The 25,834-nt window shown below is 58.5% G+C and carries 20 protein-coding genes; 7 read left to right on the forward strand and 13 right to left on the reverse strand.

Annotated elements, in window-relative coordinates:
- Nucleotides 1-349: 349 nt before the first annotated feature.
- Nucleotides 350-997 carry a guanylate kinase gene (gene gmk, locus NW839_RS10740; protein ID WP_414349553.1) on the reverse strand — a complete coding sequence of 216 codons (648 nt, stop codon included), beginning with the start codon at nucleotides 995-997 and terminating at the stop codon, nucleotides 350-352.
- A 99-nt stretch (nucleotides 998-1,096) separates the two neighbouring features.
- Nucleotides 1,097-1,366 (reverse strand): extracellular matrix/biofilm regulator RemA, encoded by a 270-nt coding sequence (remA, locus tag NW839_RS10745; RefSeq protein WP_414330335.1) that lies wholly within the window; start codon nucleotides 1,364-1,366, stop codon nucleotides 1,097-1,099.
- 360 nt (nucleotides 1,367-1,726) lie between these two features.
- On the opposite strand from remA, the gene NW839_RS10750 reads away from it, so the two are divergent.
- Nucleotides 1,727-2,743 carry a phosphotransferase enzyme family protein gene (locus NW839_RS10750; RefSeq protein WP_187147247.1) on the forward strand — a complete coding sequence of 339 codons (1,017 nt, stop codon included), beginning with the start codon at nucleotides 1,727-1,729 and terminating at the stop codon, nucleotides 2,741-2,743.
- A 239-nt stretch (nucleotides 2,744-2,982) separates the two neighbouring features.
- Here the strand turns inward: NW839_RS10750 and trmFO are convergent, their stop codons facing one another.
- Complete coding sequence (trmFO, locus tag NW839_RS10755; RefSeq protein WP_414349554.1) at nucleotides 2,983-4,362, reverse strand: FADH(2)-oxidizing methylenetetrahydrofolate--tRNA-(uracil(54)-C(5))-methyltransferase TrmFO; 1,380 nt, start codon at nucleotides 4,360-4,362, stop codon at nucleotides 2,983-2,985.
- A 469-nt stretch (nucleotides 4,363-4,831) separates the two neighbouring features.
- Here trmFO and trpD point away from each other — a divergent pair, with 469 nt between their 5' ends.
- Nucleotides 4,832-5,863, forward strand: coding sequence for an anthranilate phosphoribosyltransferase (gene trpD, locus NW839_RS10760; protein ID WP_414329730.1), 1,032 nt, complete (start codon nucleotides 4,832-4,834; stop codon nucleotides 5,861-5,863).
- Nucleotides 5,864-5,914: 51 nt separating this feature from the next.
- Here trpD and NW839_RS10765 read toward each other — a convergent pair whose 3' ends face one another.
- The gene (locus NW839_RS10765; RefSeq protein WP_011431721.1) at nucleotides 5,915-6,541 is read right to left on the reverse strand and encodes a nitroreductase family protein; all 627 of its coding nucleotides are present in this window, start codon (nucleotides 6,539-6,541) and stop codon (nucleotides 5,915-5,917) included.
- A gap of 251 nt (nucleotides 6,542-6,792) precedes the next feature.
- On the opposite strand from NW839_RS10765, the gene dapA reads away from it, so the two are divergent.
- Nucleotides 6,793-7,737 carry a 4-hydroxy-tetrahydrodipicolinate synthase gene (dapA, locus tag NW839_RS10770; protein WP_369791758.1) on the forward strand — a complete coding sequence of 315 codons (945 nt, stop codon included), beginning with the start codon at nucleotides 6,793-6,795 and terminating at the stop codon, nucleotides 7,735-7,737.
- A 232-nt stretch (nucleotides 7,738-7,969) separates the two neighbouring features.
- Nucleotides 7,970-9,805, forward strand: a complete 1,836-nt coding sequence (locus NW839_RS10775; RefSeq protein ID WP_414349555.1) for a ribonuclease J — start codon at nucleotides 7,970-7,972, stop codon at nucleotides 9,803-9,805.
- Between the two features lie 71 nt (nucleotides 9,806-9,876).
- On the opposite strand, the gene NW839_RS10780 is transcribed toward NW839_RS10775, so the two are convergent.
- Nucleotides 9,877-10,836 (reverse strand): SGNH/GDSL hydrolase family protein, encoded by a 960-nt coding sequence (locus NW839_RS10780; protein ID WP_414349556.1) that lies wholly within the window; start codon nucleotides 10,834-10,836, stop codon nucleotides 9,877-9,879.
- A gap of 160 nt (nucleotides 10,837-10,996) precedes the next feature.
- Between NW839_RS10780 and NW839_RS10785 the strand changes: the two genes are divergently transcribed.
- From NW839_RS10785 to purD, 3 genes are all read left to right on the forward strand, one after another.
- Nucleotides 10,997-12,286 carry an HD domain-containing protein gene (locus NW839_RS10785; RefSeq protein ID WP_414349558.1) on the forward strand — a complete coding sequence of 430 codons (1,290 nt, stop codon included), beginning with the start codon at nucleotides 10,997-10,999 and terminating at the stop codon, nucleotides 12,284-12,286.
- A 95-nt stretch (nucleotides 12,287-12,381) separates the two neighbouring features.
- Nucleotides 12,382-13,557: a glycosyltransferase gene (locus tag NW839_RS10790; protein ID WP_414349559.1), complete on the forward strand. Its 1,176-nt coding sequence runs from the start codon at nucleotides 12,382-12,384 to the stop codon at nucleotides 13,555-13,557.
- Nucleotides 13,558-13,659: 102 nt separating this feature from the next.
- Nucleotides 13,660-14,955, forward strand: a complete 1,296-nt coding sequence (gene purD / locus NW839_RS10795; RefSeq protein ID WP_414332286.1) for a phosphoribosylamine--glycine ligase — start codon at nucleotides 13,660-13,662, stop codon at nucleotides 14,953-14,955.
- Between the two features lie 366 nt (nucleotides 14,956-15,321).
- Here purD and NW839_RS10800 read toward each other — a convergent pair whose 3' ends face one another.
- From NW839_RS10800 to NW839_RS10835, 8 genes are all read right to left on the reverse strand, one after another.
- A complete protein-coding gene (locus NW839_RS10800; protein WP_414349560.1) occupies nucleotides 15,322-15,810 on the reverse strand; it encodes a nitrate reductase associated protein in 489 nt (162 codons plus the stop codon).
- 24 nt (nucleotides 15,811-15,834) lie between these two features.
- Entirely contained in the window at nucleotides 15,835-17,970 is a 2,136-nt protein-coding gene (locus NW839_RS10805) for a molybdopterin oxidoreductase family protein (protein WP_414349568.1), read from the reverse strand.
- Nucleotides 17,971-18,100: 130 nt separating this feature from the next.
- Nucleotides 18,101-18,613 (reverse strand): hypothetical protein, encoded by a 513-nt coding sequence (locus tag NW839_RS10810; RefSeq protein WP_414349561.1) that lies wholly within the window; start codon nucleotides 18,611-18,613, stop codon nucleotides 18,101-18,103.
- A 33-nt stretch (nucleotides 18,614-18,646) separates the two neighbouring features.
- Complete coding sequence (locus NW839_RS10815) at nucleotides 18,647-19,489, reverse strand: ABC transporter ATP-binding protein (protein ID WP_414349569.1); 843 nt, start codon at nucleotides 19,487-19,489, stop codon at nucleotides 18,647-18,649.
- Between the two features lie 38 nt (nucleotides 19,490-19,527).
- Nucleotides 19,528-21,519: a nitrate ABC transporter ATP-binding protein gene (locus NW839_RS10820; protein WP_414349563.1), complete on the reverse strand. Its 1,992-nt coding sequence runs from the start codon at nucleotides 21,517-21,519 to the stop codon at nucleotides 19,528-19,530.
- A gap of 72 nt (nucleotides 21,520-21,591) precedes the next feature.
- Nucleotides 21,592-22,551 carry a nitrate ABC transporter permease gene (gene ntrB / locus NW839_RS10825; protein WP_414349564.1) on the reverse strand — a complete coding sequence of 320 codons (960 nt, stop codon included), beginning with the start codon at nucleotides 22,549-22,551 and terminating at the stop codon, nucleotides 21,592-21,594.
- 145 nt (nucleotides 22,552-22,696) lie between these two features.
- Nucleotides 22,697-24,019 (reverse strand): CmpA/NrtA family ABC transporter substrate-binding protein, encoded by a 1,323-nt coding sequence (locus tag NW839_RS10830; protein WP_414349565.1) that lies wholly within the window; start codon nucleotides 24,017-24,019, stop codon nucleotides 22,697-22,699.
- A 61-nt stretch (nucleotides 24,020-24,080) separates the two neighbouring features.
- Nucleotides 24,081-25,628 (reverse strand): ferredoxin--nitrite reductase, encoded by a 1,548-nt coding sequence (locus NW839_RS10835; RefSeq protein ID WP_414349567.1) that lies wholly within the window; start codon nucleotides 25,626-25,628, stop codon nucleotides 24,081-24,083.
- Between the last annotated feature and the right edge of the window lie 206 nt (nucleotides 25,629-25,834).

Raw genomic sequence — 25,834 nt, forward strand, 5'->3', positions numbered from 1 at the left:
TGGCCCTGTTCACCCCCTGATGATCCATCCAGTGGCGCAGGCACTTGTTGCGCACGAACTGGGCAGTCCGAATGGCCTCATCCAGGGCTTGGTACTGCTGGGCTGTGCCGTTGAGGAGCTTGGCTTCGAGGACGCGCATGAGCCTATTTTATCAAAGGTCTAGCAAGATAAAAGCCGCTCTTGTCGCGTCAGCGGGCCGTAGGCCTTAGGGCGGGGCTTCAGACCCAGTTTTTTGGTAAAGCCAAACTACCCTCCCCAGCAGCTTTTTTCTTAACCGAAAGTTAACCCTAGGCCCAATCTGGAGCCACTGCACCACCGACACCAGCGTTCCGGGAAGGGGCTGAAGAAGCTAGGGCTGCTGCTCCTTTGAAGAGGGAGAGGGGGGATAGAGCAGAGCTTCCAGCTCCTGCAGCGCTTGCTCCAGGTTGTCGTTGACAATCACGTAGTCAAATTCGTCTTGGGCATCCAATTCCTTGCGGGCCTGTTCCAGGCGGCGCTCGATGCTGGCCTCTGAGTCTTGTCCGCGCTCGCGGATGCGACGTTCCAGCTCTTCCAGAGAAGGGGGACAAAGAAAGATGCGAATGGCATCTGGGTACTGTTGCCTCACCTGACGGGCCCCCGCCAGCTCAATTTCCAGCAGCACATCCTGACCCTGGTTAAGTTTTTGGAACACGATCTCGCGGGGAGTGCCGTAAAAGTTGCCCGCATACTGTGCCCATTCCAACAGCTCGTTGGCTTCAATCAAGTTGAGAAATTCCTCCCGACTGCGAAAGTAGTAGTTGACGCCTTCCTGTTCGCTGGGGCGGGGGGGGCGGGTGGTGACCGAAACCGAGAAATACAACTCGGGGTGGCGCTGGCGCAACTGGTTGACCAGCGTACCCTTACCCACTCCGCTGGGCCCTGTCAAAACCACCAAGCGACCGCGCGGGGTAGGAGCCGGAAGGGATCCCTGCTGCTGCGTACACTCAGAGGGAACTGGGGTAGGAGAGGCTGGCATAGACAGAGACCGACGCAAGACGGCTGGGCAATTGACTTGTTTGGGTTGGTTTTAGGATATCTCACTCCTGGTTCCTCAGACGGCTCACAGCGATGGCTTTCACTCGGTTTCGTCTGGCAAACCGGGCTTGGCCGTCAGGAAGCGGTTGGCAACGGTTTCGGGTTGGATGGCGGAGAGGATGACGTGCCCGGAATCGGTGATGATGACAGCGCGGGTACGACGACCATAGGTAGCATCCACCAACTGGCCCCTCTCGCGGGCATCGCTGATGATGCGTTTGATGGGAGCTGACTCGGGACTGACAATGGCGACCACACGCCCAGCGGCGACGATGTTGCCAAAGCCAATGTTGATTAGGCGGGTATCCATGGAGTGATGAGCGAACCTAACGGCTGTCCGGCCAGCGACCTTCATTAAGGTAGCAAATGGGGCTCTTTCGCGGGTTTGCTACAACGACACCTGAGTTCTCGGCCAATGGGGCAGTGGGTTTCGGCGACAAGTCCCGTTCGGGTGAGCCGCAAAAAGGCTGTGGTTGCATAACAAGCTGCACCCTCCCAAACAACTTGCCCTGTTTATCGAGGACGGTAAAATCGTCAACGCCAAGCAACTTCAACAGAACTTTAAGAGAACTTTAAGCCTCAAAGGCGGTAAGTGTGATAGGCAGTTTGAGTGGGCTCGGAAAACAGTAAAGATCGACCCAGCACCCCAAGCTTGAATGGTTCCTCGCCTATGCTTGACCTGACTTGGCTGGATCCCCTTGTCCAGCACTTTCAACTGGGGGATCCAGAGCCACCCGAAGCCATCCGAGTGGGCCTCATTCACCAAACTTGGAAACTCAACACCTCTGAGGGATCCTTCATCGTCCAGCGCCTTCATCCCCGATTTGATCCTGCTGTCACCGAAGATGGTCAAGCCATCGGCCAATGGCTGAGACAACACGGCTTCCCCGTCCCCCAATTCCGCCGCGCTCGCGATGGATCCCTGCACTTGTCCTGGGCAGAAGGGCTGTGGCGGGTCATGGATTGTCTGCCGGGATCCTGTCACCCAACTCCTCCCAATTGGGGCTATCTGGAAGAGGCGGGGGCAGCCGTTGGACGCCTGCATCGACTCTTGGCCCAGATGGACTATCGTTTTCGCTTCCAGATCCCGCATTTTCACGATACGGCTCACCTTTGGCAACAGCTACGCCAGTATGAGCCGGCCCCAGAAGTGCAGGCAGAATGGCAGTTTTTAATCGAAACTGTGCCCAATCTTCTGCTGCCCTCGGGGATCCCAACTCAAATCATCCATGCCGATCTCAAGTTCAACAACTTTTTGTTCGATGAGCAGGGGCGATTTGTGGGCCTGGTGGATCTGGACACCTTCATGTATCACAATCTCTATGTTGAATTGGGGGATGCCCTGCGCTCCTGGGGCAAACGAGGAAATACCCTTCAGCCAGAGGCGATCCTGGCCGGGTTGCGGGGCTATGCCCAAACCGGGAACCTGCACGCCCTACAACCGGAACTCCTTCTCCAAGGGATCCAACTGATTACCCTGGAATTGGGGATGCGCTTTTTGCAGGATTGGTTTGAAGACGCTTACTGGAATTGGGATCCCCAGCGCTACCCCAGCCGCAAAGCCCATAACCTGGCCCGCTGCCAACAGCAAATTTGCCTCTATCAAGACCTAACCCAGAGGGCACCCCAACTGTTGGAGTCCATGCGCGCCCTTTTGTCTTGTGAGCAGCGGAAAGAGGGAAGGTAGCCAACAGGTTTGCCCAGCTTTTGACAGCTCGTTTTGGGATCTGCTACCGCGGCATAGGAATGAAACATTTCTAAATATTTCTGTGGCATTGCTTCCCGACTCTCCTCCCCCAGAGGGAGAGGGGCTGGGGGCGGTCGCGAAACGCCTAGGAAGTGTCTCAATCTAGTTTCAAATGACGATAACGCTCAATCTCGACTTTGACTTGGATCGCAATGGTCGGGAACACGCTCCAAGCTCCCCTAGGCGGTTTGCACTTGGCGCACCAACCCAGTCGTTTTCAGAGCAGCCAAAGCCCGATCCCGGTAACGGCCATAGCGCTCCTGCTTGTTGCGAAGCTTGCGCCCCTCCAAATCCGGCAACAGCCCAAAATTGGCCGGCATCGGCTGAAAGTGCCTGGGATCGGCGCTGCTGATGAACTGAAACAGGGATCCCATCATTGTTTCGGGGGGCAGCGTGATCAAGGGCAACCCCAGAGCCAGGCGGGCGGCGTTCTGTCCGGCCAACCATCCCCCTGCCACCGCGCAGGCATAGCCCTCGGTGCCCACCAACTGGCCGGCGGCAAACAGCGTGGGTCGGCGACGAAATTGCAAGGTCGGCCACAGAAGCTGGGGCGAATTCAAAAATGTATTGCGGTGCATCACCCCAAAGCGGACAAACTCCGCCTGTTCCAGGCCGGGGATGAGGCGAAAGACCCGCTGCTGTTCTCCCCATTTCAAGTTGGTTTGAAAGCCCACCAAGTTCCACAGCTGCCCTGCTTTGTCCTCTTGCCGCAACTGCACCACCGCGTAAGGACGGGATCCCGTGCGCGGATCCACCAGCCCCACCGGCTTCAAGGGGCCGAAACAGAGGGTGTCTTTGCCCCGGCGCGCCATTTCTTCAATCGGCAAGCAGCCCTCGAAAAACTTGCGCTCCTCCCGTTCAAAATCCTTGAGGGGCGCCTGCTCTGCCTCCACCAGCGCCCGCCAAAACCGTTCGTACTCCGCTTCCGTCATGGGGCAGTTGAGATAGGCTGCTTCCCCCTTGTCGTAGCGGGAAGCCTGAAACACCACCGCTCGGTTCAACGAATCCCCGGTAACAATGGGGCTAGAAGCATCGAAAAAGCTCAGGTACTCCAGGCCCGTAAAGGCTTGCAGTGCCTTGGCCAGGGGATCGCTGGTCAGAGGGCCGGTACAGAGGACGGCAATGCCCTCCGGGATCTCCGTCACCTCCTCCCGACGCAGGGTGATGCGGGGATGGTTTTGAATGGCTTCCGTGAGAGCCTGGCTGAAGCGGGCCCGATCCACTGCCAATGCCCCTCCTGCCGGCACTGCATGGCAATCCGCCGTCGCGATCACCAGGGATCCCAGTTGTCGCAGTTCTTCCTTGAGCAGCCCTGCCGCCCGATCGCTGGCCGCAGCCCCAAAGGAGTTGCTGCACACCAGCTCCCCCAACTGATCGGTGTGATGGGCCGGGCTCTGGCGCACGGGGCGCATCTCCGAAAGAATGACAGGCACTCCTAACTGGGCAATTTGCCAAGCAGCTTCTGTCCCCGCCAACCCCCCGCCCACAACATGGATGGGGGCGAAGGCTCCCGCTCGTGCAAGCGGGCTGCAAGCCCTTGGGTTAGTTGGAGGGTTCATCACAACCTCCGGGAGGGAAGAGAAGAATGGAGCGCACCCTGCTAGGGCCGGAAACGGCTCAGGTCAAACCCACTATGGTGACATACTCCCGCACTCATGCTGACGCAAAGCACTCCGCGCTGCTAAAGCGAAAGAGTGTGCGCTTCTCGCTTCAACGGGGAGCTATCACAAGAACCCTCAGCGAGCAGACACGGAATGTCCCACCGCGTAGCTGTACCAGATTCCGGCAAAGCCGTTTTGTACAGCCAGGTTGATTATAGAACAAAGACCGCCTTTCATCCCGACCCTTACGCTGAGGCATAGCGCTCCGCGCCGCTAAAGTGGTTGCGTCGCGTTGCGTAGCAATAAGGAGGGCGGAGCTTCTGGGCGGATTAGCTAACCCTCAGCATGGCCCGACCTGCACGAGGCAAGTGACCCAGAGGCGGGATACGCTACTATAAGTACCCGCTGACACCCAGGATCCCGACCCATGACGGAAACGGCTGACCTTTGGCCACAGCTTTTGGGGCAGTTGCTGGATCGGCAATCTCTCAGCGAAGCCCAAGCTGAACAGTTGATGAACGGTTGGCTCCAGAACCAAGTGCCAGATGTGGTGTCGGGGGCGATTCTGGCGGCCCTGCAAGCCAAGGGTGTGAGCGCTGGTGAACTGGCCGGCATGGCACGAGTGCTACAGCGGGCTTCGCTGGGATCCCCGCTGGACTTGCCTCTCCTGGTGGATACCTGTGGCACCGGCGGCGATGGGGCCGGCACTTTTAACATTTCCACGGCGGTGGCCTTTGTGGTCAGTGCAGCCGGGATCCCGGTGGTTAAACATGGCAACCGTTCCGCCTCTGGCAAGGTCGGCTCGGCGGATGTGCTGGAGGCCCTGGGGGTGAACTTGGGGGCTGAGCCAGAGCGGGTGCGGGCGGCTGTGGCGGAAGTGGGCATCACCTTTTTGTTTGCTCCCCAGTGGCACCCGGCCATGCGGGCGGTGATCCCCTATCGGCGGGCCCTCAAGGTTCGCACCATTTTCAACCTGTTGGGGCCCTTGGTCAACCCCCTCTATCCCAACCGCCAGGTGATCGGGGTTTACGCCCAGGAGCTGGTGCCGGTAATGGCAGAGGCCCTGCGCCTGTTGGGACGGGAAGGGGCCATTGTGTTGCACAGCCGCGAAGGTCTCGACGAGGCCGGTCTGGATCAACCCACCGATCTGGGCATCCTGTCCGGTGGGCTGGTACGGACGGAAGTCTTGAACCCTGCAGATTACGAGCTGACCCTGGCACCCACCCAAGCTCTCAAGGGGGGGGATGTGGCGGAAAATGCCGCCATCCTCACCCAAGTTCTCCAGGGATCCGGGACGCCTGCCCAGCAGGATGTGGTGGCCTTGAATGCTGCTTTGGCCCTGCAGGTGGCCGGAGTGGCCCCCGATTGGAGAGCCGGGATCGCCCAAGCTCGCGAGATTCTCGCCAGGGGTGCCGCTTGGGATCGCTTGCAACAGCTGGTTCATTTTCTCAAGGCTTGATGCCGGTAGGAGCCCAGGAGAGGGCGACAGGGATCCCACCTGAGCCTAGGGCTAAAACTCCCGCCCTCGCCCAAAGGCCAGAACTTCATCCACCCCCAAGCGAGGCTTGCGCGGCAGGTTACCCGCTGCCGCATATCCAACCGCCAGCAGCATCACCGGCACGTAGCGGTCGGCAATGCCGAACTCCCGCTTTACCCCTTCCGGATCAAAGCCGATCATCGGCCCGCTCACCAAACCCTTGGCCTGAGCCGCGATCATCAGCGCCATGGCAGCCATCGCCCCAGAGCGAATCGCTTCATCCCGCGCCAAGGTGGGATTGTGGAGATAGGTTGCCTGGGCCATGTTCACCCAGCCTTCCGCTTTTTCGGGGGGGAGGATCCCGGCAGCAACGCTTCTTTGCACAATTTCAGGCAGTTTCTCATACCCCCGCAGATCCCCCAGGATGATAAACACCACCGATGCATCCGCCACCTTCTGTTGGTTGTAGGCCAGAGATTTGAGGCGCTCTTTGTCTTCCGGGTCGGTGACCGCAACAAACCGCCAGTGCTGAATGTTGAAGGAAGAAGGAGCTTCCGTAGCATAAGCCACCAGCTCTCGGATCTCCGCTTCCGATAAACGGCGGCTGGGATCCAATTTGTCGGCGGAAATGCGCTCTTTCAGGGCAGTTAGGGCGTCCATAGGGATCCTCAAGTGTCGGTAGAAAGGCTGCTCCCCCCAAAGGTAGGGGCAGGATTGGCAAATGGCTATACATTCCGTGTTCAAACGGTCTGTCTTCTTTGTTATCTCCCTTTTATCCAGCCTGTGGCAACCGGGTGAGGCACAAACTGGGCCTTGGCAGGGCAGGCAAGCGGGATCCCTAACGCAAAGGCAGGTATGATGGAAAAACAAACTGGTCTCATCTGGGTCGCCCGGTTAATCGTCGGATTGGTGTGGTTGATGGGGAGAAGCAATCGGTGAACTTCGGTCGAGTGCTGACGGCCATGGTTACCCCCTTTACTGATGAGGGGGAGCTTAACTACGATGAGGCCGCTCGTTTGGCCGATTACTTGGCAACCCACGGCAGTGACGGCTTGGTGGTCTGTGGCACCACAGGCGAATCTCCCACCCTAACCTGGCAAGAGGAGTATGAGCTGTTCCGCGTGGTGCGAGATGCCGTAGCCGGTCGGGCTAAGGTGATCGCCGGGACGGGATCCAACTCCACCCGTGAGGCCATTGAAGCCACAAAAAAGGCCGCTCAACTCGGTTTGGATGGCTCTCTGCAGGTGGTGCCCTACTACAACAAGCCTACCCAGGCCGGCCTTTATGAGCACTTCAAGGCCATCGCCCAAGCCAGTGACCTGCCCATCTTGCTCTACAACATTCCCAGTCGGACAGGGGCCAGTTTACAGCCGGAGACTGTAGCCCAATTAGCAGAATTGGAAACGGTTGTCGCCATCAAAGAAGCCAGTGGTATGATGGATGTAGCTTCGGAAATTCGGCGACTCACTCCCTCGCGTTTCGCCATCTATTCGGGGGATGACTCTCTGACGTTGCCGCTCCTATCTTTGGGGGGGAGCGGGGTGGTCAGTGTAGCCAGCCACCTGGTTGGGTTGCAGTTGCAGGAGCTGATCCAGAGCTACATCAGGGGGCAACACGATCAAGCTTTGGCCCACCACCTGCGCCTGTTTCCGTTGTTCAAGGTTTTATTCATCGAGACCAACCCAGTTCCAATTAAGGCCGCATTGGAGATGCAGGGTTGGCGAGTGGGTCGGGCGCGCCTTCCCCTAGCGCCTCTACAGCCCAGTTCTCTGCAGGTTTTGCGACAGGTGCTTGAAGAGATGGGCCTACTGGCTGAATCGAAGGGATCCGAACAAATGGCGACGAAAGTTTCATGATTGCATTTTTAGGCTTTGCTTCTGCCATGACCACGGTTTTCAGGGGTTTGCAAGGGGCTCTTTTGTGGCGTTTGACCTGTGGGTAAGTGGCTTTTTCCCCGAAAAGCTCTTTCCCAGCTTGGGAAGCAAATAAGTTGCGGCGGCTGAGTTCAGCTTTCACCCACAGCCTTGTTGGGGATAGCTTGTGCCCATTTCTGTTTTTGTTTTTTTACTGTTGAGGATCTAAACCCATATGCCAACACCACGTTCTTCAGTTGCTTCTCGTTCTGTAATCCCACAATCCACCTCTTCCGTTCAGATGATTCCGCTGGGCGGCGAGCGGGAGATCGGCAAAAACACATGGGCCTTCCGCTACGAGGACGACATTATCCTCTTGGATGCCGGTTTGGCTTTTCCCGATGAGAGCATGCACGGCGTGAACATCGTGCTGCCGGACATGACCTACATCAAGCAAAACCGCGACAAAGTGCGGGGGATGGTGGTTACCCACGGCCACGAAGATCACATCGGTGGCATCCCGTATCACCTGCGGGAATTTGATATTCCGGTCATCTACGGCCCCAGATTGGCGCTGGCGCTGCTGGAAGAGAAATTGCGGGAAGTGGGCCTGCTCAACCGCACAGAGCTGCGTCCTGTTGGCCCCCGTGAAATCGTTCCCTTGAGTAAGCACTTTTTTGCCGAATTCATTCGCAACACCCACTCTTTTGCCGATAGCTTTACGGTGGCTCTGCACACGCCTGTGGGCGTCATTATTCAGACCGGCGACTTTAAGATCGACCATACCCCCGTGGATGGGGAGTACTTCGACCTGCAGCGGTTGGCCGAACATGGAGAAAAGGGAGTGCTCTGCCTGATCAGCGACTCCACCAACGCGGAAGTGCCGGGGTTCACCCCCTCTGAAGCCTCAGTGGTGCCCGGTCTCACCAAGGCCATTGCGGGAGCCAAGGGACGGGTGATCATCACCACCTTTGCTTCTTCGGTACATCGTCTCAACTTGGTGCTGCAGATCGCCGAACAGCAAGGTCGGGTGGTGTCTCTGCTGGGCCGCTCCATGCTAAACGTGGTGGCTCATGCGCGGCGCTTGGGCTACATCCGCTGCAAGGACGAGACGCTGCAGCCGATGCATGTGATCAACAGCCTGCCGGATGACCGGGTGATCATCCTCACCACCGGATCCCAGGGAGAACCGCTGGCTGCTCTTACCCGCATCGCCAACGGTGAGCACCCGCAGTTGCAAATCAAGCCAGGAGACACGGTGGTGTGGTCGGCCAACCCGATCCCTGGCAACACGATCGCAGTCTCGCGGGTCATTGACAAGCTAATGGAGCTGGGAGCCAATGTCATTTACGGCAAAGACAAGGGCCTGCACGTTTCCGGCCACGGCTGCCAGGAAGACCAGAAGCTGATGATTGCCCTCACCCGCCCCAAGTTCTTCGTTCCCACCCACGGGGAATACCGCATGCTGGTCAAGCACGCCGAAACCGCCATGAGCATGGGGATCCCGCGGGAAAACATTGTAATCATCGACAACGGCGATGTGGTGGAGGTGAACCGGGAGCGCATTGCCATCACGGGCCGCGTCCCCTCTGGCCTGCAGATGATCGCCGCTTCCCACGATGGAGTGGTGATGGGTGAGATGATGCAGGAGCGGCAGCAGATCGCCAAAGATGGCATGGTGACGGTGGTGATCAGCCTGGACGGCAGCGGCCAGTTGCTCTGCACCCCGCAGGTGCAAACCTTTGGCTTGGCGGGGGAAGGGAACCAACTCAAGGGATCCGACCTGAAACCCCTTCTGGAGAACACCCTTCGGCAAGCGTGGCCCCAATTTGCTCGCTCGCTGGAGCGGGGCAGCCTGGACATCGACTGGGCCGGCCTTAAGGGCGAAGTGGAGCGGGTGGTGCGCCGTTTCTTGCGAGAACAATTGCCCGGCAAGCCCACGGTGGCGGTTTTTGTGCAATCCCCTGAAGAGGAGTCTGTGTCTTCCCTGAGTGTGGAAACCCAACCGGAGCCGGTAGCGGGTGCTCTGGGCCGGCGGCGGCGTTCCTCGGCAGCGGTAGCTGCTTCCTAAAACTGGCCCGTTCTCCGTGGCTGGATCGTCTAAGCGCCTTTGGGATCCCTTGCCGAGCGCAGGGATCCTTCCTATTGTGCCGGCTTGTATCCATCCGTGAGAAAACTGCGGAGGGCAGACTCTGCCGCCGCATCTGGTTGCAGGGATCCCACCTCGCTAAAGGGAGGGCAGCGGGTTTGGGGAGGGAGCGGTTGCCGAAGGGCGCTCAAGAAGGCATCGGCCAAATCGGCGTAGCCCCGGTCGTTGGGGTGAAAGCCGTCGGCCAGCGGGCCGGGAAAGAAGGACTCGCGTCGGTAGGAGCGGGGATCGCAGAGCAAGTCCACCACTGGGATCCCCTGTTGGCTTAAGGGGTTGATGGCCCGTTGCGTGAGGCCAACCGAGATCAGGGAGAGCAGTTGGCGCACGCTGCTGGGTTGCTGCTGACCCAGAGGAATCAGGGCGAAGTTGGGCAGGTTGGCCACCGCCAGGCGAGCTTGAGGGGCACGGGCACGCACCGCTTGCAGCAGGGTTTGGTAATCGGCGGCGAATTGTCGGATCTGCTGATCGACGAAGGGCAAGGGATCCTCACCTTGGAGAGCCCGTTGAGCCGCCGCCAGAGCGATGGCGTTGGTATCGTTTCCGCCCACCCAAATGGTGATCAGGGTGGCATCGGGGGGAAGGCGCGGCACTTGATCCTGCAGCAAATTGGCCGGGATCCCCTGCCTCAGGGCTTGAATGGCGGGGCTGAGCACCGCTCCCGAACGGCCCAAATTGACCAGCTCAACCGGGGCCGGCAAAGACCGGGCCAGGCGGGGCACATAGCCCGTTCCATTGGGGCAGTCCAGGGGCTCTGAGCGCTGGGGTCGAGTGCCGGCGGCGTTGGCTGGGCCATCACAGGAAATGGAGGCGTTGTAGCCAACGGCATCGCTGGCTCCCAGGGCAACGTAGCGGGTGAGGGTGGGTGGGCTGGGCACAACAGGGGATCCAGAACTGGCAGAGCAGGCGGTTAGCCCCAAACTGAGTATCAAAATCAGCAGGGAGAGGAGGAACACCCAGCTGTCTTGTTGTCTTGGAGTCGAGTTTTCTGGGGTTCGGGTGCTGGCATCCTTTGCAGAGAGAGGCATGGGAAAGCGGGCATAGATAGGGCGAGGCGGGAAGCACCCCCAGACAGGCTAGCCAAGGATCCCAAAATTGGCGAGGTATGGTGGGAGTATGCCGCTACGGTTTTGCAAGTCCCGCACCTACCACGATCCCCTGCATGGCGCCATCAGCCTGAATGGAGGGGACGCGGTTGAGGCTCTGCTCATTCGCCTGATCGATACACCGGCCTTTCAGCGGCTGCGCCGCATTCGCCAGTTGGACACGGCCTTTTTTACCTTCCACGGGGCAGAGGGATCCCGCTTTACCCATTCGGTGGGGGTGCTGCAGGTAACGCGGCGGCTGTTCGACAAATTGGCCCATCGCCACCCGGAGCTGCGTCCCTATCGGGCGGTAACCTTGGCCTCGGCTCTGCTGCACGACATTGGCCATGCCCCTTTTAGCCATGCCGGGGAAGAGATCTTCGGCTGCCGGCACGAGGTTTGGACGGCCCGCATTCTCCGGGAGGATCCCCAGGTGAGGACGCTGCTGGCGGAGTTTGATTCCCAACTGCCGGCCCAGATGCAGCAAGTGCTGCAGAAGCAGTTTCCCCTGCCGCTGGTGGGGCAACTCATCTCCAGCCAACTGGACTGCGACCGCTTCGATTACCTGATGCGGGATAGCCTGCTCACGGGTGCCCAATACGGCCACCTGGACTTGGATCGCATCCTAACGGTGCTGGATTATGACCCGGAGACGGGATCCCTGTCCATCCCCGCCCGCAAAGGCCTGGGGGCCATCGAGCACTACCTAGTGGTGCGCTATTTCATGTACACCCAGGTGTACCAGCACCCCAAGAGCCTCTGTGCCCGTTTTATCTTGGAGCGGCTATTCAGGCGGGCAGAGGCGCTCCTGCAAAGGGGGGAGATTGAGCTGGATCCCATCCTCAGCGCTTGGTGCTGGGCCTCGCTGGCGGCTCAAAAAGGGGATCCCTTCGAGTTGCCGCTCCCCCTCTACTTGGCTGCCGACGATATCATCTTCAGCTACCCCATGCGCCTCTGGGCCATGTCGGGGAAGGATCCCATCTTGGCGGATCTGTCGCGGCGCTACTTGGAGCGGGATTTGTTCAAGGCCCGCAACATTACCCAGTTGTCTGAGGAACAACGCCAAACCCTGGTGGCCGCCGTGCAGGCCAAAATGCTGCAGGACGGGCTGGATCCTGAAAGTTACTTGGGCATCCGCTCTGCCCATGTCCAGGGCTATAGCTTTTATGACCAAGGGATCCAGCTCAAAACCGAGCGTGGCTATGAAGAAATTGCCCATCTTTCCCCTTTGGTGCGTGCCTTGGTGGAAACCCAGCGCCAGGTCTGGCTAATCTTTCCCCGGCCCTATGGCGATATCGTAGAGGGGGTTTTGTCTGCCTAGAAAATCATTGGGCCATCCCAGAGCTAGAGCATTAGAGGTGGGAATCTGTTCCTGAGCACATCTAAACAAACATCTAAACAACGAGGGAAGCAGGAGTGGGGATCCGAGAAATCCTAACGGGGGTATTGTCCTTAACAGCTTTGGCGATTGCCCTAGTGGCTCTGCAACTGAGGCGAGCGTTGCGGGCTTCCCCCTGGCTGAGGGATCCCCCGGCGGAACAGGCAGGGGAAATCGCGGCCGGGATGGAGCGGCTGGCGGTGATCGTGCCCGCCTACAACGAGGCCGAGAACGTGGTGGGCTGCCTGAGCAGCATTCTGGACAGCACCTCTGCCCCTTTACAGGTGTGGTTGGTGGACGATGAATCCACGGATGCCACCTGGGAGCTGGCCCAAGCCCTGGCTGCCGAACGGCAAGATCCGCGCCTACACCTGCTCAAGGGGGATCCCCGTCCCAAAGGCCAAAGGTGGGTGGGCAAAAACTGGGCCTGTGCCCAAGCCGTCGCCCGCGTAGAAGCCGACTACTTGCTGTTTCTGGATTGCGACGTGCGGCTAGGATCCGGTGCCATTGAAGCGGCCTTAGGACATTTGCTGGCAAGCGGCAGCGGCTTGGTGAGTGTAGGGCCGCAATTGGTGTGCGGTTGCCTGGCGGAGTGGCTGGTGCAACCCATCATGATGACCATCCTGGCGGTGGGTTACAACTTTGCCGCCGTGAACGATCCCGACAACCCCAAAGCCTTTGCCTTTGGTCCCTTCCTGCTGTTTCGCCGCTCTGCCTACGAGCAAGTTGGCGGGCATGCCGGAGTGGCCGATGTGGTGATCGAGGATGTGGCCCTGGGGCAACGGATCAAAGCCCAGGGGTTGGGCCTGCAAATTTGCCTGGGAGGGCCGCGGGTGCGCAGCCGCATGTATGCCAACGGGGCTGCCCTTTGGGAAGGGTGGACCAAAAACTGGTTCCTGGGCCTGGAGCGCAACTGGGCCTTGGCGGTGTTGGCAATGGGTACGGTCTTGGGGATCTGCAGCTTGCCCTGGTTGGGGGTGATCCTGGCTGGGGCTACGGGATCCCTGGGGGCGCTGTTGGCCAGCCTGGCAGGGATCCTGGCCCAATTGGCCATCCGGCTTCTGCTCCGGCATTGGGCGCATCTGCCCCTCTGCTACTGGTGGCTAACGGCAGTGGGGGGTTGGGCGACAGCGGCCATCATCTTGGCTTCGGCCATCCGCACCACCACTGGCCGCAACTGGACTTGGCGGAGCCGTTCTCTCGCCGTCCACTGACCGGAGTGCGCCAACACCCCAGAAATGGTACAAGAACATGGTCTAATGGGGGATGTTCGGAAAACAGGCAAGCTGGGTTTAGAAACAGCGGAATAGCACACCATGCAGGCTCTGGTCATCGGATCTGGGGGGCGAGAACACGCTCTGGCCTGGAAGCTGTTGCAGTCTCCCCAGGTTACTCGGATCTACTGTGCCCCCGGCAACGGCGGCATGCAGCAGCTGCCCCGCTGTCAATCCGTGGCTTTGGCGGCTACCGACATTGAAGGCCTGGTGCGGTTTGCTACCGTACAAGGGATCCGCCTGACGGTGGTGGGGCCAGAGCTGCCCTTGGTGCAGGGGATCGTGGACGCCTTCCAGGCAGCAGGGTTGCCCATTTTCGGGCCTAGCCGCGCCGCTGCCCAACTGGAAGGAAGCAAACTCTGGGCTAAGCAATTGATGCAAGAGGCGGGGATCCCGACTGCTCGCGCTACCGGCTTTGCTGAGCTATCTGCCGCTGTGGCCTATCTCGACTCCCAGAGTTTCCCAGTGGTCATCAAAAAAGACGGACTGGCTGCCGGCAAGGGGGTAACCGTTGCCCAAAACCGGGAAGAAGCGGTGCAAGCTCTAGAAGCTGCCCTGGCCAAGCCGGGCGATCAGGTGCTGATCGAGGAGTTTATCCCCGGCCAGGAGGTGTCGGTTTTGGCTCTAACCGATGGCCAGATCTGTGTGCCGCTGCCACCTGCCCAGGACTACAAGCGCCTTGGCGAGGGCGATACTGGCCCCAACACCGGCGGCATGGGAGCTCATGCCCCTGCGGATCACCTGGTCACTCCAGAAGGGTTGGCCCGCATCCAAACCCAGATCCTGGATCCCACCCTGGAGGCTTTGCAACGGCGGGGCATCCGCTACCAGGGGGTGATCTATGCCGGTTTGATGATCACGCCCAGTGGGGATCCCTACGTGTTGGAGTACAACTGCCGCTTTGGGGATCCCGAAGCTCAGGTCATCCTGCCCTTGCTGGAAAACCCTTTGGACGAGGTGCTGCTGGCCTGTATAGAAGGACGGCTGGCCCAAATCCAGCTCAAATGGAAACCCGGCTATGCCGCCTGCGTGGTGATGGCAGCCCCAGGCTATCCCGATGCCTACGAGCGAGGGATCCCCATCTCCGGCTTGGATGCAGCTGCCACCACGGGGGCGTTGGTGTTTCATGCGGGTACCCGCCAGGCAGGCAAGCAGCTCCTGAGCGATGGCGGGCGCGTTCTCTGTCTTACCGGCCAAGGGGCAACCCTATCCGAGGCCCTGCGCCAAGCCTACGCAGCTGTGGAGCAAGTGCAGTTTCCCAAGGCCTACTATCGTTCTGACATCGGCAGCCACGCCCTGGGGCCTGCCGTCCGCCGAGGAGTGATCCCTACCCCATAAAGCCATCCCTTGCCCTCTCAGCTGCAGCCGGATGGAAGAAGCCCCAGAGGGGTCGCTCCTCCAGGGCCCATAAAGCAGCTTTGAAAAAAGCTTTGATGCTTAGACGATAGCGCTTTCGGTAACAAGACGGCAACAGTGATATCAAAAGCTCAACTTTACTTTAGATTCCTTAACAATAGCCCTCTGCTTTGACTAGGCACGGATATTGCTGAGCTGAGTCTCTCCCCTCTCGAGGGGGATCCCCCATTAGCCCACTTGAACTGTTGCGGACCCGGATCCCCTAGAGCAGGCATTTCCTCTCCCAGGGTGGAAGAGGGGTTGGGGGTGGTCGTCTGGGGCAGCGCATGGCAGAGGAGACTATCTCTCTCAAATAGATTCAGAGTAACTGCAATCACCATCCCTCGCCATCTTCAGGCCAAACTCTCGCAGAGCGGGCAAGAAATTTTTGTTTTCGTGATGGGATCGGCTCAACTTCAGCAAGGCAAATCTCTGGATATCGTGCAAGTTTCTCCAGAAATCGAGGGCAAGCCGGATCCCCAGGTCTTGAGCTTTTTGTTGGACAGCCATCGGGATCTGGTGCGGATTTTGCCATTCAGGCTGGGGATCAATGGGAATCTCTTGCACCTCTTCGTGGCAGATGGAGCGGACCAAATGGCGCAGATGGTTGCGGAGTTCTTCTAGACCCTGTGGAGATTCAGAGGGCCAATCAACACACTTCCGCCGCTCTTCTAAGGAAAACTTGGCCCATTGATGAAGCTTGAGCTTGATCCCGCACAAATCCAGCTTTAGGCGCAAGGTCATGGGGATGCATCGCAGAGAGTCGGCAAAATCTTGCTCAAACTGAAACAGAGTCATGGGAACCTCGATTAGGAACCAAATCTAGAGTTGAGGGGATTGCTTGAGCGATGGATCGGCTTTCTCAAGAGCAACGGCGCAGGCTTTTAATTCCGGCTGTCCGGAATCAGGGCAACTGATGTCATGGGTGAGGGCATTACACTCAGCTTGTTCTGCCCAGAGGGATCCCCAGTGCATGGGTACAAATAGCGTACCGGGAGCAATGTTGGCAGTTATCTTGGCCGGGAAATAGGCCCGTCCGCGGGCAGAACGCACTTGAACCCAATCTCCATCTTGGATGCCCAGTTTTTCCGCATCGCGAGGATGGATTTCAATAAAGGGTTGGGGGTGCATTTGCTTGATTTTTTCAATCCTGCCGGTGCGGGTTTGGGTGTGCCAATGGCCGTAAAGCCTGCCCGTGGTTAATACGTAGGGAAACTGGGGATCCGGCGGCTCTGCTAGGCCACGGGAATGGTGCGGGATAAAGCGGGCGCGGCCATCGGGGGTCGGGAAACGCCAATCTGTGTAGAGGCGAGTGGACTTAGGGGCCGAGGTTCTTTCTTTGGGATAAGGCCATTGCTGAGGGCCTTGTTCTGCCAAAAGGGCATGGCTGAGGCCGGAGTGATCGCAGAGGCGATTTGCGGTAAGGGCGGCAAATTCTGCATAAACCTCTGCCGCGGTTTGGAAGGAAAATTGCGCTTCAAAGCCCAACCTGCGCCCCACTTCAGCAAAGATCTCCCAATCGGGTCGGGCTTCGCCAGGGGGGTCTCGAAAGGCTTGACAAAGGGTAACCCTGCGCTCGGAGTTGGTCATCACCCCGGTTTTCTCGCTCCACTGGCAGGCGGGCAAAAGCAAATGGGCATATTCTGCCGTTTCTGTAGGGTAATAAGCCTCTTGGTAAACGGTAAAGGGAGACTTTTTCAGGGCTTTTTTGACCCGTTCCAGATCCGGAAAGCTCACCAAAGGATTAGTGGCCACAATCCAGAAGAACTGCAGGGATCCGGTTTCCAGAGCGGCAATCATCTCGGTAGCCCTCAGCCCTGGGCAGGGAGAGAGGGAACCGCTGGGCAAACCCCAAGCCTGCTCCACCTCTGCCCGATGCTGGGGATGGCTCACCAGCCGATATCCCGGCAGCAGATGGGATAACCCCCCTGCCTCTCGACCGCCCATGGCATTGGGCTGGCCGGTCAAGGAAAAGGGGCCCGTCCCCGGTCGGCCAATTTGCCCGGTCAGGAGATGCAGGTTGATTAAGCTGGTGATCTTGGCGGTGCCCTCACTGGACTGGTTTAGGCCCATCGACCAAAGGGATAGAACTCTCTGGGATCCCTGCCAAAGCTTGGCCGCTTCAATCAAGTCCTCAGTTGCAATTCCGCAGCGCTGGGCCACAATCTGCGGTTCATAATCGGCCAGCAAAGCTGCATATTCAGCAAAACCTTGGGTGAAGCCCTCGATAAAATCAGCAGCAATGGATCCCCACTTCAACAGCAAATGGGCAATCCCATTGAAAAGATCGATATCCGTACCGGGGCGAATTTTTAAGTGGAGATCGGCAGCTTCTGCTGTCTGAGTGCGCCGGGGATCCACGACCACCATTTTGAGGGGGGATCCGGGCTTGTGCCGCTTCTTCAAGCGATTAAAAAGAATGGGGTGGCACTCGGCGGTGTTGGTGCCCACCAGAAAAGCCAGATTGCAGAGATCGAGATCCTCATAGCAGCAGGGGGGACCGTCGGATCCCAGGGATTGGGTGTAGGCTGAGACAGCCGAGGACATGCACAAGCGCGAGTTGGTGTCGAAATTGTTGGTTCCCAGACAGCCTTTCATCAGCTTTTGAGCAACGTAATAGTCTTCAGTGAGCAACTGCCCCGATCCATACATAGCCATGGAGTGAGGGTTGTCTTTGAGGCAGCGCAGCCGAGAAACCATCTCCTCAAAAGCCTGATCCCAAGAAATGCGGCGAAAGGGCTGATCCAAGCTCTCCCGAAACAGGGGAGAGAGCAGCCGATCTCGACCAACTGCCTCCAGGATCGTGGCCCCCTTTACACAGACCATCCCCAAGCTGGAAGGATGCTCCCGGTCGCCTCTCATTTTCCAGTCACCTGAGGCTGTCGAAACCGCCTCCAATCCACATCCCACACCGCAATAGGGACATAGGGTTTTGATGACAGCTTTTTCCGACTCCATCGCGGTCACCATGAGTTGGGATCCCTATTAAACGCCCAATTCTCTCGCATTTTGGATCCCTTAGCTGAGAAGAGCGGCAACTTGGATCTCCAAGCCAGGTAATACAACCTAGCTCTTGTCAGTGTCCTGTTCAGCTAGCCAAAGATGGCCATCTTGAGTTTGGATAAAAACGTATTTGCTTCTGGGAAAAACCAGCCAGACTTCCAGTACATCGGAGCTGAGATACTCTTGGGCTTTCTAGGAAAAAAGCTGCTCCACAGTCGGTTGGAGAGAAGATCTCCCCAACTAGAGGATAGCTCCGTGGCAGTGTGGCAATATCCTCTCCAAATTGCTGGATTAAATCTGGAGATGAGTAGGCAGCATCAGGTCTTCTGACTCTGCCTTTGGTTTGGCCGGGAGCCTTCACCAAAACCATACCCCCCAATGGCTGACATTCAACATAACCGAGCCAACGGAAGAGAAGTCGGGTTTGGATCTTTGCATGCCCTAAGGTTTGCCCCACTTTCTCCACAATGTAGCCATCTACCCATTTGGTTTGGGCAACTGGATTGGCCAGATAGTCGGCAAGGGTTTTGGGCAGGGTAGAGACCCGCTTCTCCATTAGGAGATCGGTTGGAGCTACCTGAACCGGAGCAGCGGCCATCAACTTCCCTCCCCAAGCGTTTTGATTCCTAGCTTAATCCTCCCTATGGGCAAAGCGACGATAGAGGAAGTCAAGGGCGCGGTTGCGCAATTCGTAGAACTCGGGCATTTCCATAATGCGGGAGCGGATGCGCGGTCGCTCGAAGGGAATGGTCAAGATCTCGCCGATATGGGCAGCGGGGCCGTTGGTCATCATTACCACCCGGTCTGACAAGTAAAGAGCTTCGTCGATGTCATGGGTAATCATCAAAACCGTGCAGCGGTGATCCCGCCAAATGGCCAGCAGCTCATCTTGCAGCTCTTCTTTGGTAATGGCATCCAAGGCCCCAAAAGGCTCATCCAACAGCAAAACTTGCGGACGAACGGCAAGAGCACGGGCAATGGCAACCCTTTGCTTCATGCCTCCAGAAAGCTGCTTGGGCCGCTTGTGGGCTGCCTCTGCTAAACCTACCAATTCTAGGTGTTCTTCAACGATTTCCCTTTTCTCCCGCCGGGATTTGTTTGGGTAAACCTGATCCACCACCAGATAAACATTTTCAAAAGCCGTCAGCCAGGGCAAAAGGGAATAATGTTGAAACACCATCATCCGATCTGGCCCTGGGGAGGTGATGGGCTGGCCCTTGAGGGTAATGGATCCCGAAGTGGGAGTCGAAAAACCCGCCACCATGTTGATCAAGGTGGATTTGCCGCAACCGGAGTGGCCGATAATGCAAACAAACTCACCGGCGGCCACTTCCAGATTGATATTTTCCAGCGCAACGAAGGGCCCTGCTGAGGTGAAGTAGGTCTTGCCCACATTCTGAAGACAAAGAAGGGGCAGTCCTGCAACCGGAGAAGCAGAAGATAGCGGTGAGGAGAACGTGCGGGAGCTGGTCATCATGGTGTTTTCCAATCGAGAGTTTAAGGTAACAAAAGCTAAACTTCGCTGAGCCGGTACTCCTGCAGCTTCAGATCCTGCCGGATGGCCACCGACTCCAGGTAAGCAACGGGATCCTCTCCGTCGAAGCGGGATCCATCGCCAAAGAGTAAAGCTCCGCGGTCGTGGGCCCGATCCGGAAGGCCCAGTTCTCTGGCGGCTAGGGCGTAGGTTTCGCTGTCCAGAACTTGGTCGAGAACCGAAACCCAATTGCGGGGAAAAGGGCAGAGGCCCCAGCGAGCCATCTGCGTCAGGATCCAGAGGTGTTCCAATCTTTCCGGACAGGTGTTGCGCCCGTTGGCAAACTGGTGAAAACCGGTGAGGGCTTGGGATTCATCGGCAATTCCCCGCTGCAGGATGCCCCTCCACCCCGGCTGCAGATCCTCCAGGGCCACGCCCACATACTGGGGCTGAGCCAGCCACTCCAAGATCTCAGAACGGTGCTGCGGCTGATCGCAGTAGTGACAAGCCTCCAGTAGTGCTTTGACCAGAGCTACATGGGTGCGGGGGTAGCTTTGGGCCCAGTCCTGGCGCACCGTCAGCACCTTTTCAATGTGGCTGGGTAAGATTTCAGGGGTGGTGGCGACGATAACCCCCACCTGTTCCCGCACAGCGCGGGAGTTCCAGGGCTCGCCGACGCAGTAGCCGTCGATGTTGTCGGCCTTGAGATGGGCCACCATCTGCGGGGGTGGGATCACCGTCAACGTAACGTCCCGATCCGGATCCACCCCCCCACCGGCCAGCCAGTGCCGCAACAGGAAGTTTTGCATGGAAGCCGGATGAACCACTCCCAGGGTGTGGACTGTGTCGGGGGTGTGGTTGAGGTATTGGCGAAAATCCGCCAGGCTTTGAACGCCTCGCTCCAAAAGTCTGCGCCCAAAGGTAATGGCGTTGCCGCCGCGGGAGAGGGTTAGCGCGGTAATCAAAGGCACCGGAACTCCCCCTACTCCCAAGGTGGAAGCCAACGGGATCCCGGCCACCACCATAGCCGCGTCCAGCCGACCGGAGCGGATCCCTTCCCAGATGGTCTTCCAGCCTGGCTCCCGCACCAGGGTGACCTGCTCCAGGCCATGCTTTTGAAACAGGCCTTTTTCCTGCGCCACCACCAGCGGGGCGCAGTCGTTGAGGGGCACAAAGCCAACCTCCAAATTGACCTTCTCCAGGCCGTGTTTGGCAATGGCCACGCGAACAGGCGTTTTTTGGCGAGCCCGCTTTTGCTGGTTGAGAAAGTAGATCATCTCTCCCCGCAGGCTGTAGTAGTCGGGGTGACGCACCACTTCCAAACGATGGCGGGGTCGAGGAAAAGGGATCCGCAAAATCTGGCCAATGCGGGCAGCGGGGCCCTGGGTCATCATTACCACCCGATCCGAAAGCAGCAGCGCCTCATCCACATCGTGGGTAACCATGACACAGGTGAGCTGCTCCGCCTGGGCAATCTCCATCAGTTGCTCCTGCAGGTTGCCGCGCGTCAAGGCATCCAGAGCGCCAAAGGGCTCATCCAACAGCAGCACCCGCGGACGGATGGCCAAAGCCCGGGCAATGGCTACCCGCTGTTTCATCCCTCCTGACAGATGGGCCGGTCGCTTGTCGGCTGCCCCCTGCAACCCCACCTGGCGGATGTGCTCTTCCACAATCCGGTCCCGCTCCGCTTTGGGAAGGGATCCCAGCACCTCGTCCACAGCCAGGGCAACGTTCTCCCGCACGGTCAGCCAGGGCAGCAGGGAATAGTTCTGAAACACCACCATGCGATCCGGGCCGGGATCCGTAACCTGTCGGCCCTCCAGGAGAATGCCCCCTCGGGAAGGCTTTTCCAGGCCGGCGATGATGTTGAGTAGGGTCGATTTGCCACAGCCAGAGTGGCCGATCAACGAGACAAATTCCCCCTTTTGGATCTCCAGGTGGATGTCTTTCAGGACAGGGTAGATCTCTCCGTTGTCGAGGAGAAATTCCTTGTCGACATGATCCACTTCAATGTAAGGCTGGGTCTTCATGATTCCTCTGAGATGATTTCTGAGAGCATGGAGAAATTGTCAGCAACCAATCTAAAACTCGGCCAAGCTCATTTAGTGATCCTCAGCCACCACCAGCGAGCCAATCCAAGCCGTGATGCGATCCAGCAGAAGACCCACCATCCCGACATAGATCAAAGCCAGAATGATTTCGCTGATGCGGGAGCTATTCCAGGCATCCCAGATGAAAAATCCAATGCCCACACCGCCAATCAACATTTCCGCTGCCACAATGGCCAGCCAAGACAAGCCCACCCCAATGCGCAAGCCGGTAAAAATATAGGGCACAGTTGCCGGGAAAACGATTTTGAAAAAGTACTTCCAGCCGGACATGCGCACAATTCTGGCCACGTTGCGGTAGTCCTGAGGGATCTGCTGTACGCCGACAACGGTGTTGATCAAAATGGGCCAGAGGGCCGTAATGAAGATTACGAAAATGGCGGAAGGGTTGGCATCTCGAAAGGCAGCCAAAGAAATCGGCAGCCAGGCCAAAGGCGGCACCGTGCGCAGCACCTGAAAAATGGGATCCAAAGCCTCGTACAGCCAGCGATTGACCCCGATGATCATGCCGCCCACAACCCCCACCAAGCCGGCCAGGGCAAACCCAATGAACACCCGCCGCAAGCTGGCCCAAATTTGCCAGAACAGCCCTTTGGCATTGCCGCCATAGTCAAAAAAGGGATCTTTAATGAGGGGATCCCAGGTGTCCTGCCAAACCTGGAGAGGGGTGGGCAAGTTGGCTCCGGGGCGGCTATAGGCAATTTGCCAGAGAACGAGCACTATTAAAATGGCCGTGGTGGGCAAAAGAACGCGGCGCAGCACTTGGTGGATTTGGACTCGCTGCCTCCAAGCAGAAGAAGATGCAGAGCTGGCCGGGGAGTGGAGCCCGGCATTCGACTGAAGAACAAAGCCTGGGCTGGTTTTCAGCAGCCAGTGGCCTAGGCCAACCAGTAGGGGAAGCAGGATCCGAAAGAGGTGGTAGCCCAACTGTAGGGCAGAGTGGAAAATCCTCATGGCTTGCTGGGAGTAAGGTTGAAGTCAACTTAAGAGGATCCCAAGAGAGAAGGGGTTTCAGTTGAACACTCTTTGTGGGGATTTGGGGATCCCTTCTCTCCTGGACAGAGGGTTTGCAGCTAACTTGCTGGGGAAAGTTGGGAAATTAGGCCAGCTTCTTAATCGCCAATTTCTCCAGGTAGGCGGCAGGATTTTCGGGATCGAACTGCACCCCGTCGAAGAAGGTTTCCACTCCTCGAGAGGTGCTGGGGGGAATGGCTGCCCCCTGACCAATGGCTTTGGCAGCTTCTCGCCAGAGTTCTTCCCGATTCACCCGCTCCACCAAGGCTTTGGTATCGGTGTCGGCAGGCAGATAGCCCCAGCGGATGTTTTCGGTCAAAAACCAGAGATCGTGGCTCTTGAAGGGGTAGGAAGCGTAGTCCTGCCAGAACTTCATCAGGTGGGGGCTGTTTTCAACGACCTTGCCGGTGCCGTAGTCAAAAGTGCCCCGAGAACGGCCCAAGATATCGGGCACAGGCACCCCCAGCCAGCGGCGGTCGCCGATGATGCGACACATCTCCTCTTTGTTTTCCATCTGGTCGCACCAGATCTGGGCTTCTAGCACCGCTTTCAACAGGGCAAGGGTGGCTTTCGGGTGCGCATCCACCCAGTCGGCCCGCAGGGCAAAGGCCTTTTCCGGGTGGCCGTTCCATAGCTCGCCGGTGGTGAGGGCACTATACCCCTCTTTTTGGTTCACCAGCTGGGCATTCCAAGGCTCGCCCACACAGAGGGCTTCCATGGTTCTGGATTTCATATTGGCCACCATCTGCGGCGGCGGCACCACAATGATGGAGACGTCGCTAGTGGGATCGATCCCGCCTGCGGCCAGCCAGTAGCGCATCCATAGGTCGTGGGTGCCACCAGGGAAGGTCATCGCGCATTTGGGATCTTTGCCGGCAGCTCGAAGCTCGGCAAACTTGGCCTTGAGGGGGGAACTATCCAGGCCGATTTGCAAATCCCGATACTCGTTGGAAATGCTGATGCCCTGACCGTCCAGATTGAGACGGGCCAAAATGTACATAGGCACCGGCTTGCCATCGGTAACTTTGCCGGTGGTGATGAGGTAGGGCATGGGGGTGAGGATGTGTGCCCCATCGATGCCGCCGGCGGCGGATCCCAGCACCAAGTTGTCGCGGGTGGTGCCCCAAGAGGCCTGCTTGACCACCTCTACGTCCTTCATGCCGTACTTGTCAAAGAACCCCTTTTCTTTGGCGATGATCAGGGGGGCCGCGTCGGTTAGAGCGATGAACCCCAGCTTGGCGCTGGTGGTTTCGGGAGTATCGGCCTGCGCCACCCAGTAGCCTTTGCCCAAGGATTGCGATTGGGCGCGCGGGATCCCAGCCGTGGCCGCCCCAGCCGTGAGAGCAGCCACCCCGGCCAAAAATTGCCGACGGGAGACGGGAGAGGAAGTGCTGAACAGCTTAGACATCGGAACCTCCAAGATTTACAACGACGAAGAAAGAAAAACTTTCAGGACGGCAACAGAACCGCTAGCGGGTTACCAAAACAGAAGCCTGGGCGGCGGACGGATGCTGACGCGGCCTGGCCCCAAAGTGCTCCCTGAGCAACTCCACCAAGACCGGCTTGAGGTCTTCGCAAGGGATCCCTTTGCGCACGCATTCGCCCAGCTTGGCGTCTTTGCCCACCTCTCCCCCCATGTAGATGTCCACGGCCTCCACCACCCTGCCGTCCTTGCGAGCAGTGGTGCCCATAAGGCCGATATCGGCTACTTGGGGTTGGCCGCAGGAGTTGGGGCAGCCCGTCCAGTGGATGCGCACCGTTTGGGGGATCTCCAGCTCCGCCTCCAGCTCCTCCATCAAGGCCACAGCCCGGTTTTTGGTCTCGATAAGGGCAAAGTTGCAGAACTGGTTGCCCGTACAGGACACCAACCCCCGCTGCAATGGCCCTGGGTTGGGGGAGAACTTCTTCAACAGCGGCTCTTTTAACAAGGAAGCCACTCGGGAGTCGGGCACATTGGGGATGAGCACGTTCTGCTCCACCGTCAGCCGCAGCTCTCCGGAGCCGTACACCTCCGCCAAGCGGGCCAGCTCCATCATCTCCAGGGCGTTGAGCCGCCCCACCGGCACATGCAGGCCGACAAAGTTGAGGCCCGGCTGCTTCTGGGCATGCACCCCCAGCAGATCCCGCTTGTGCCAGACCACCTCATCTTTTTCCGCTGCCCTGAGCAGAGGGTGGCCAGTCTGGCGCTCCACAGCCGCCCGGAACTTCTCTAGGCCCCACTCGTCAATGAGCCACATCAACCGCGCCTTTTGCCGGTTGGCCCGCAGGCCGTGATCCCGGTAGACCAGCAGCACCGCCTCGCACAGAGGAACCACATCCCGGGGATCCACCCAGACATCTAGGCCAATTGCCTCGGCGCAGCGGCGAGCCGAGAAAAAGCCGCCCACCAGGACGTTGAAGCCCAGGCGGCCATTTTTGAAGGCGGGCACAAAGGCCAGGTCGTTGATCTCGGCATGCACCGAGTTGTCGCGACAACCGCAGATGGCGATGTTGAACTTGCGCGGCAGGTTGCTGAAGGAAGGGTTGCCCTCGCCGTTGTTGGTAACCATGTCCTGCACCTTGCGAGTGAGGCCGCGCACGTCGATCAGCTCGTCCGGGTCAATACCGGCCAGAGGAGATCCCGTGATGTTGCGCACGTTGTCCATGCCCGACTGGATGCTGGTCAGGCCTACCTCTTTCAGGTAGCCCAGGATCTGGGGCATTTCCTCGATGGGGATGCCCCGCAGTTGCAGGTTCTGCCGGGTGGTGATGTCGGCTACGCCCTGTTCTCCATAGGGGTGGATGATTGCGCCCAACATCCGCATTTGGCCGCTGGTTAGGATCCCATTGGGCAGGCGCAGCCGCAGCATGAACTGACCTGGGGTGCGCTTGCGAAAGAAGATCCCCAGCCACTTGAGGCGGTGATCCCGGTCGTCTTCAGGAATGTTCTCCCAACCCATCCGGGCAAACGCCTCCAGCTCGGCCTTGACCGCCAGCCCATCCTTTTCGCTTTTGAGGCGTTCAAATTGGTTCGCCATGATCGCTGCCGTGGGGTGAACACTAGCTACCCTAGCGATGACGAACTGTTAACTTTGGTATTGGTAGTTACACTCTGTAACAGGTTATGCAGTTTTGTCATTCTTGAATTGCGCTTTATGCATAAAGTCAGGCTTCCAGGAGCATGCCTCTAACCCCCAAAACCCTGAACTTTGCTGAATTTACTGAGCTTTAGGCGGTTTGGCAA

It is taken from the genome of Synechococcus sp. R5-15, from assembly GCF_047462035.1.
Lineage (GTDB): Bacteria > Cyanobacteriota > Cyanobacteriia > Thermostichales > Thermostichaceae > Thermostichus.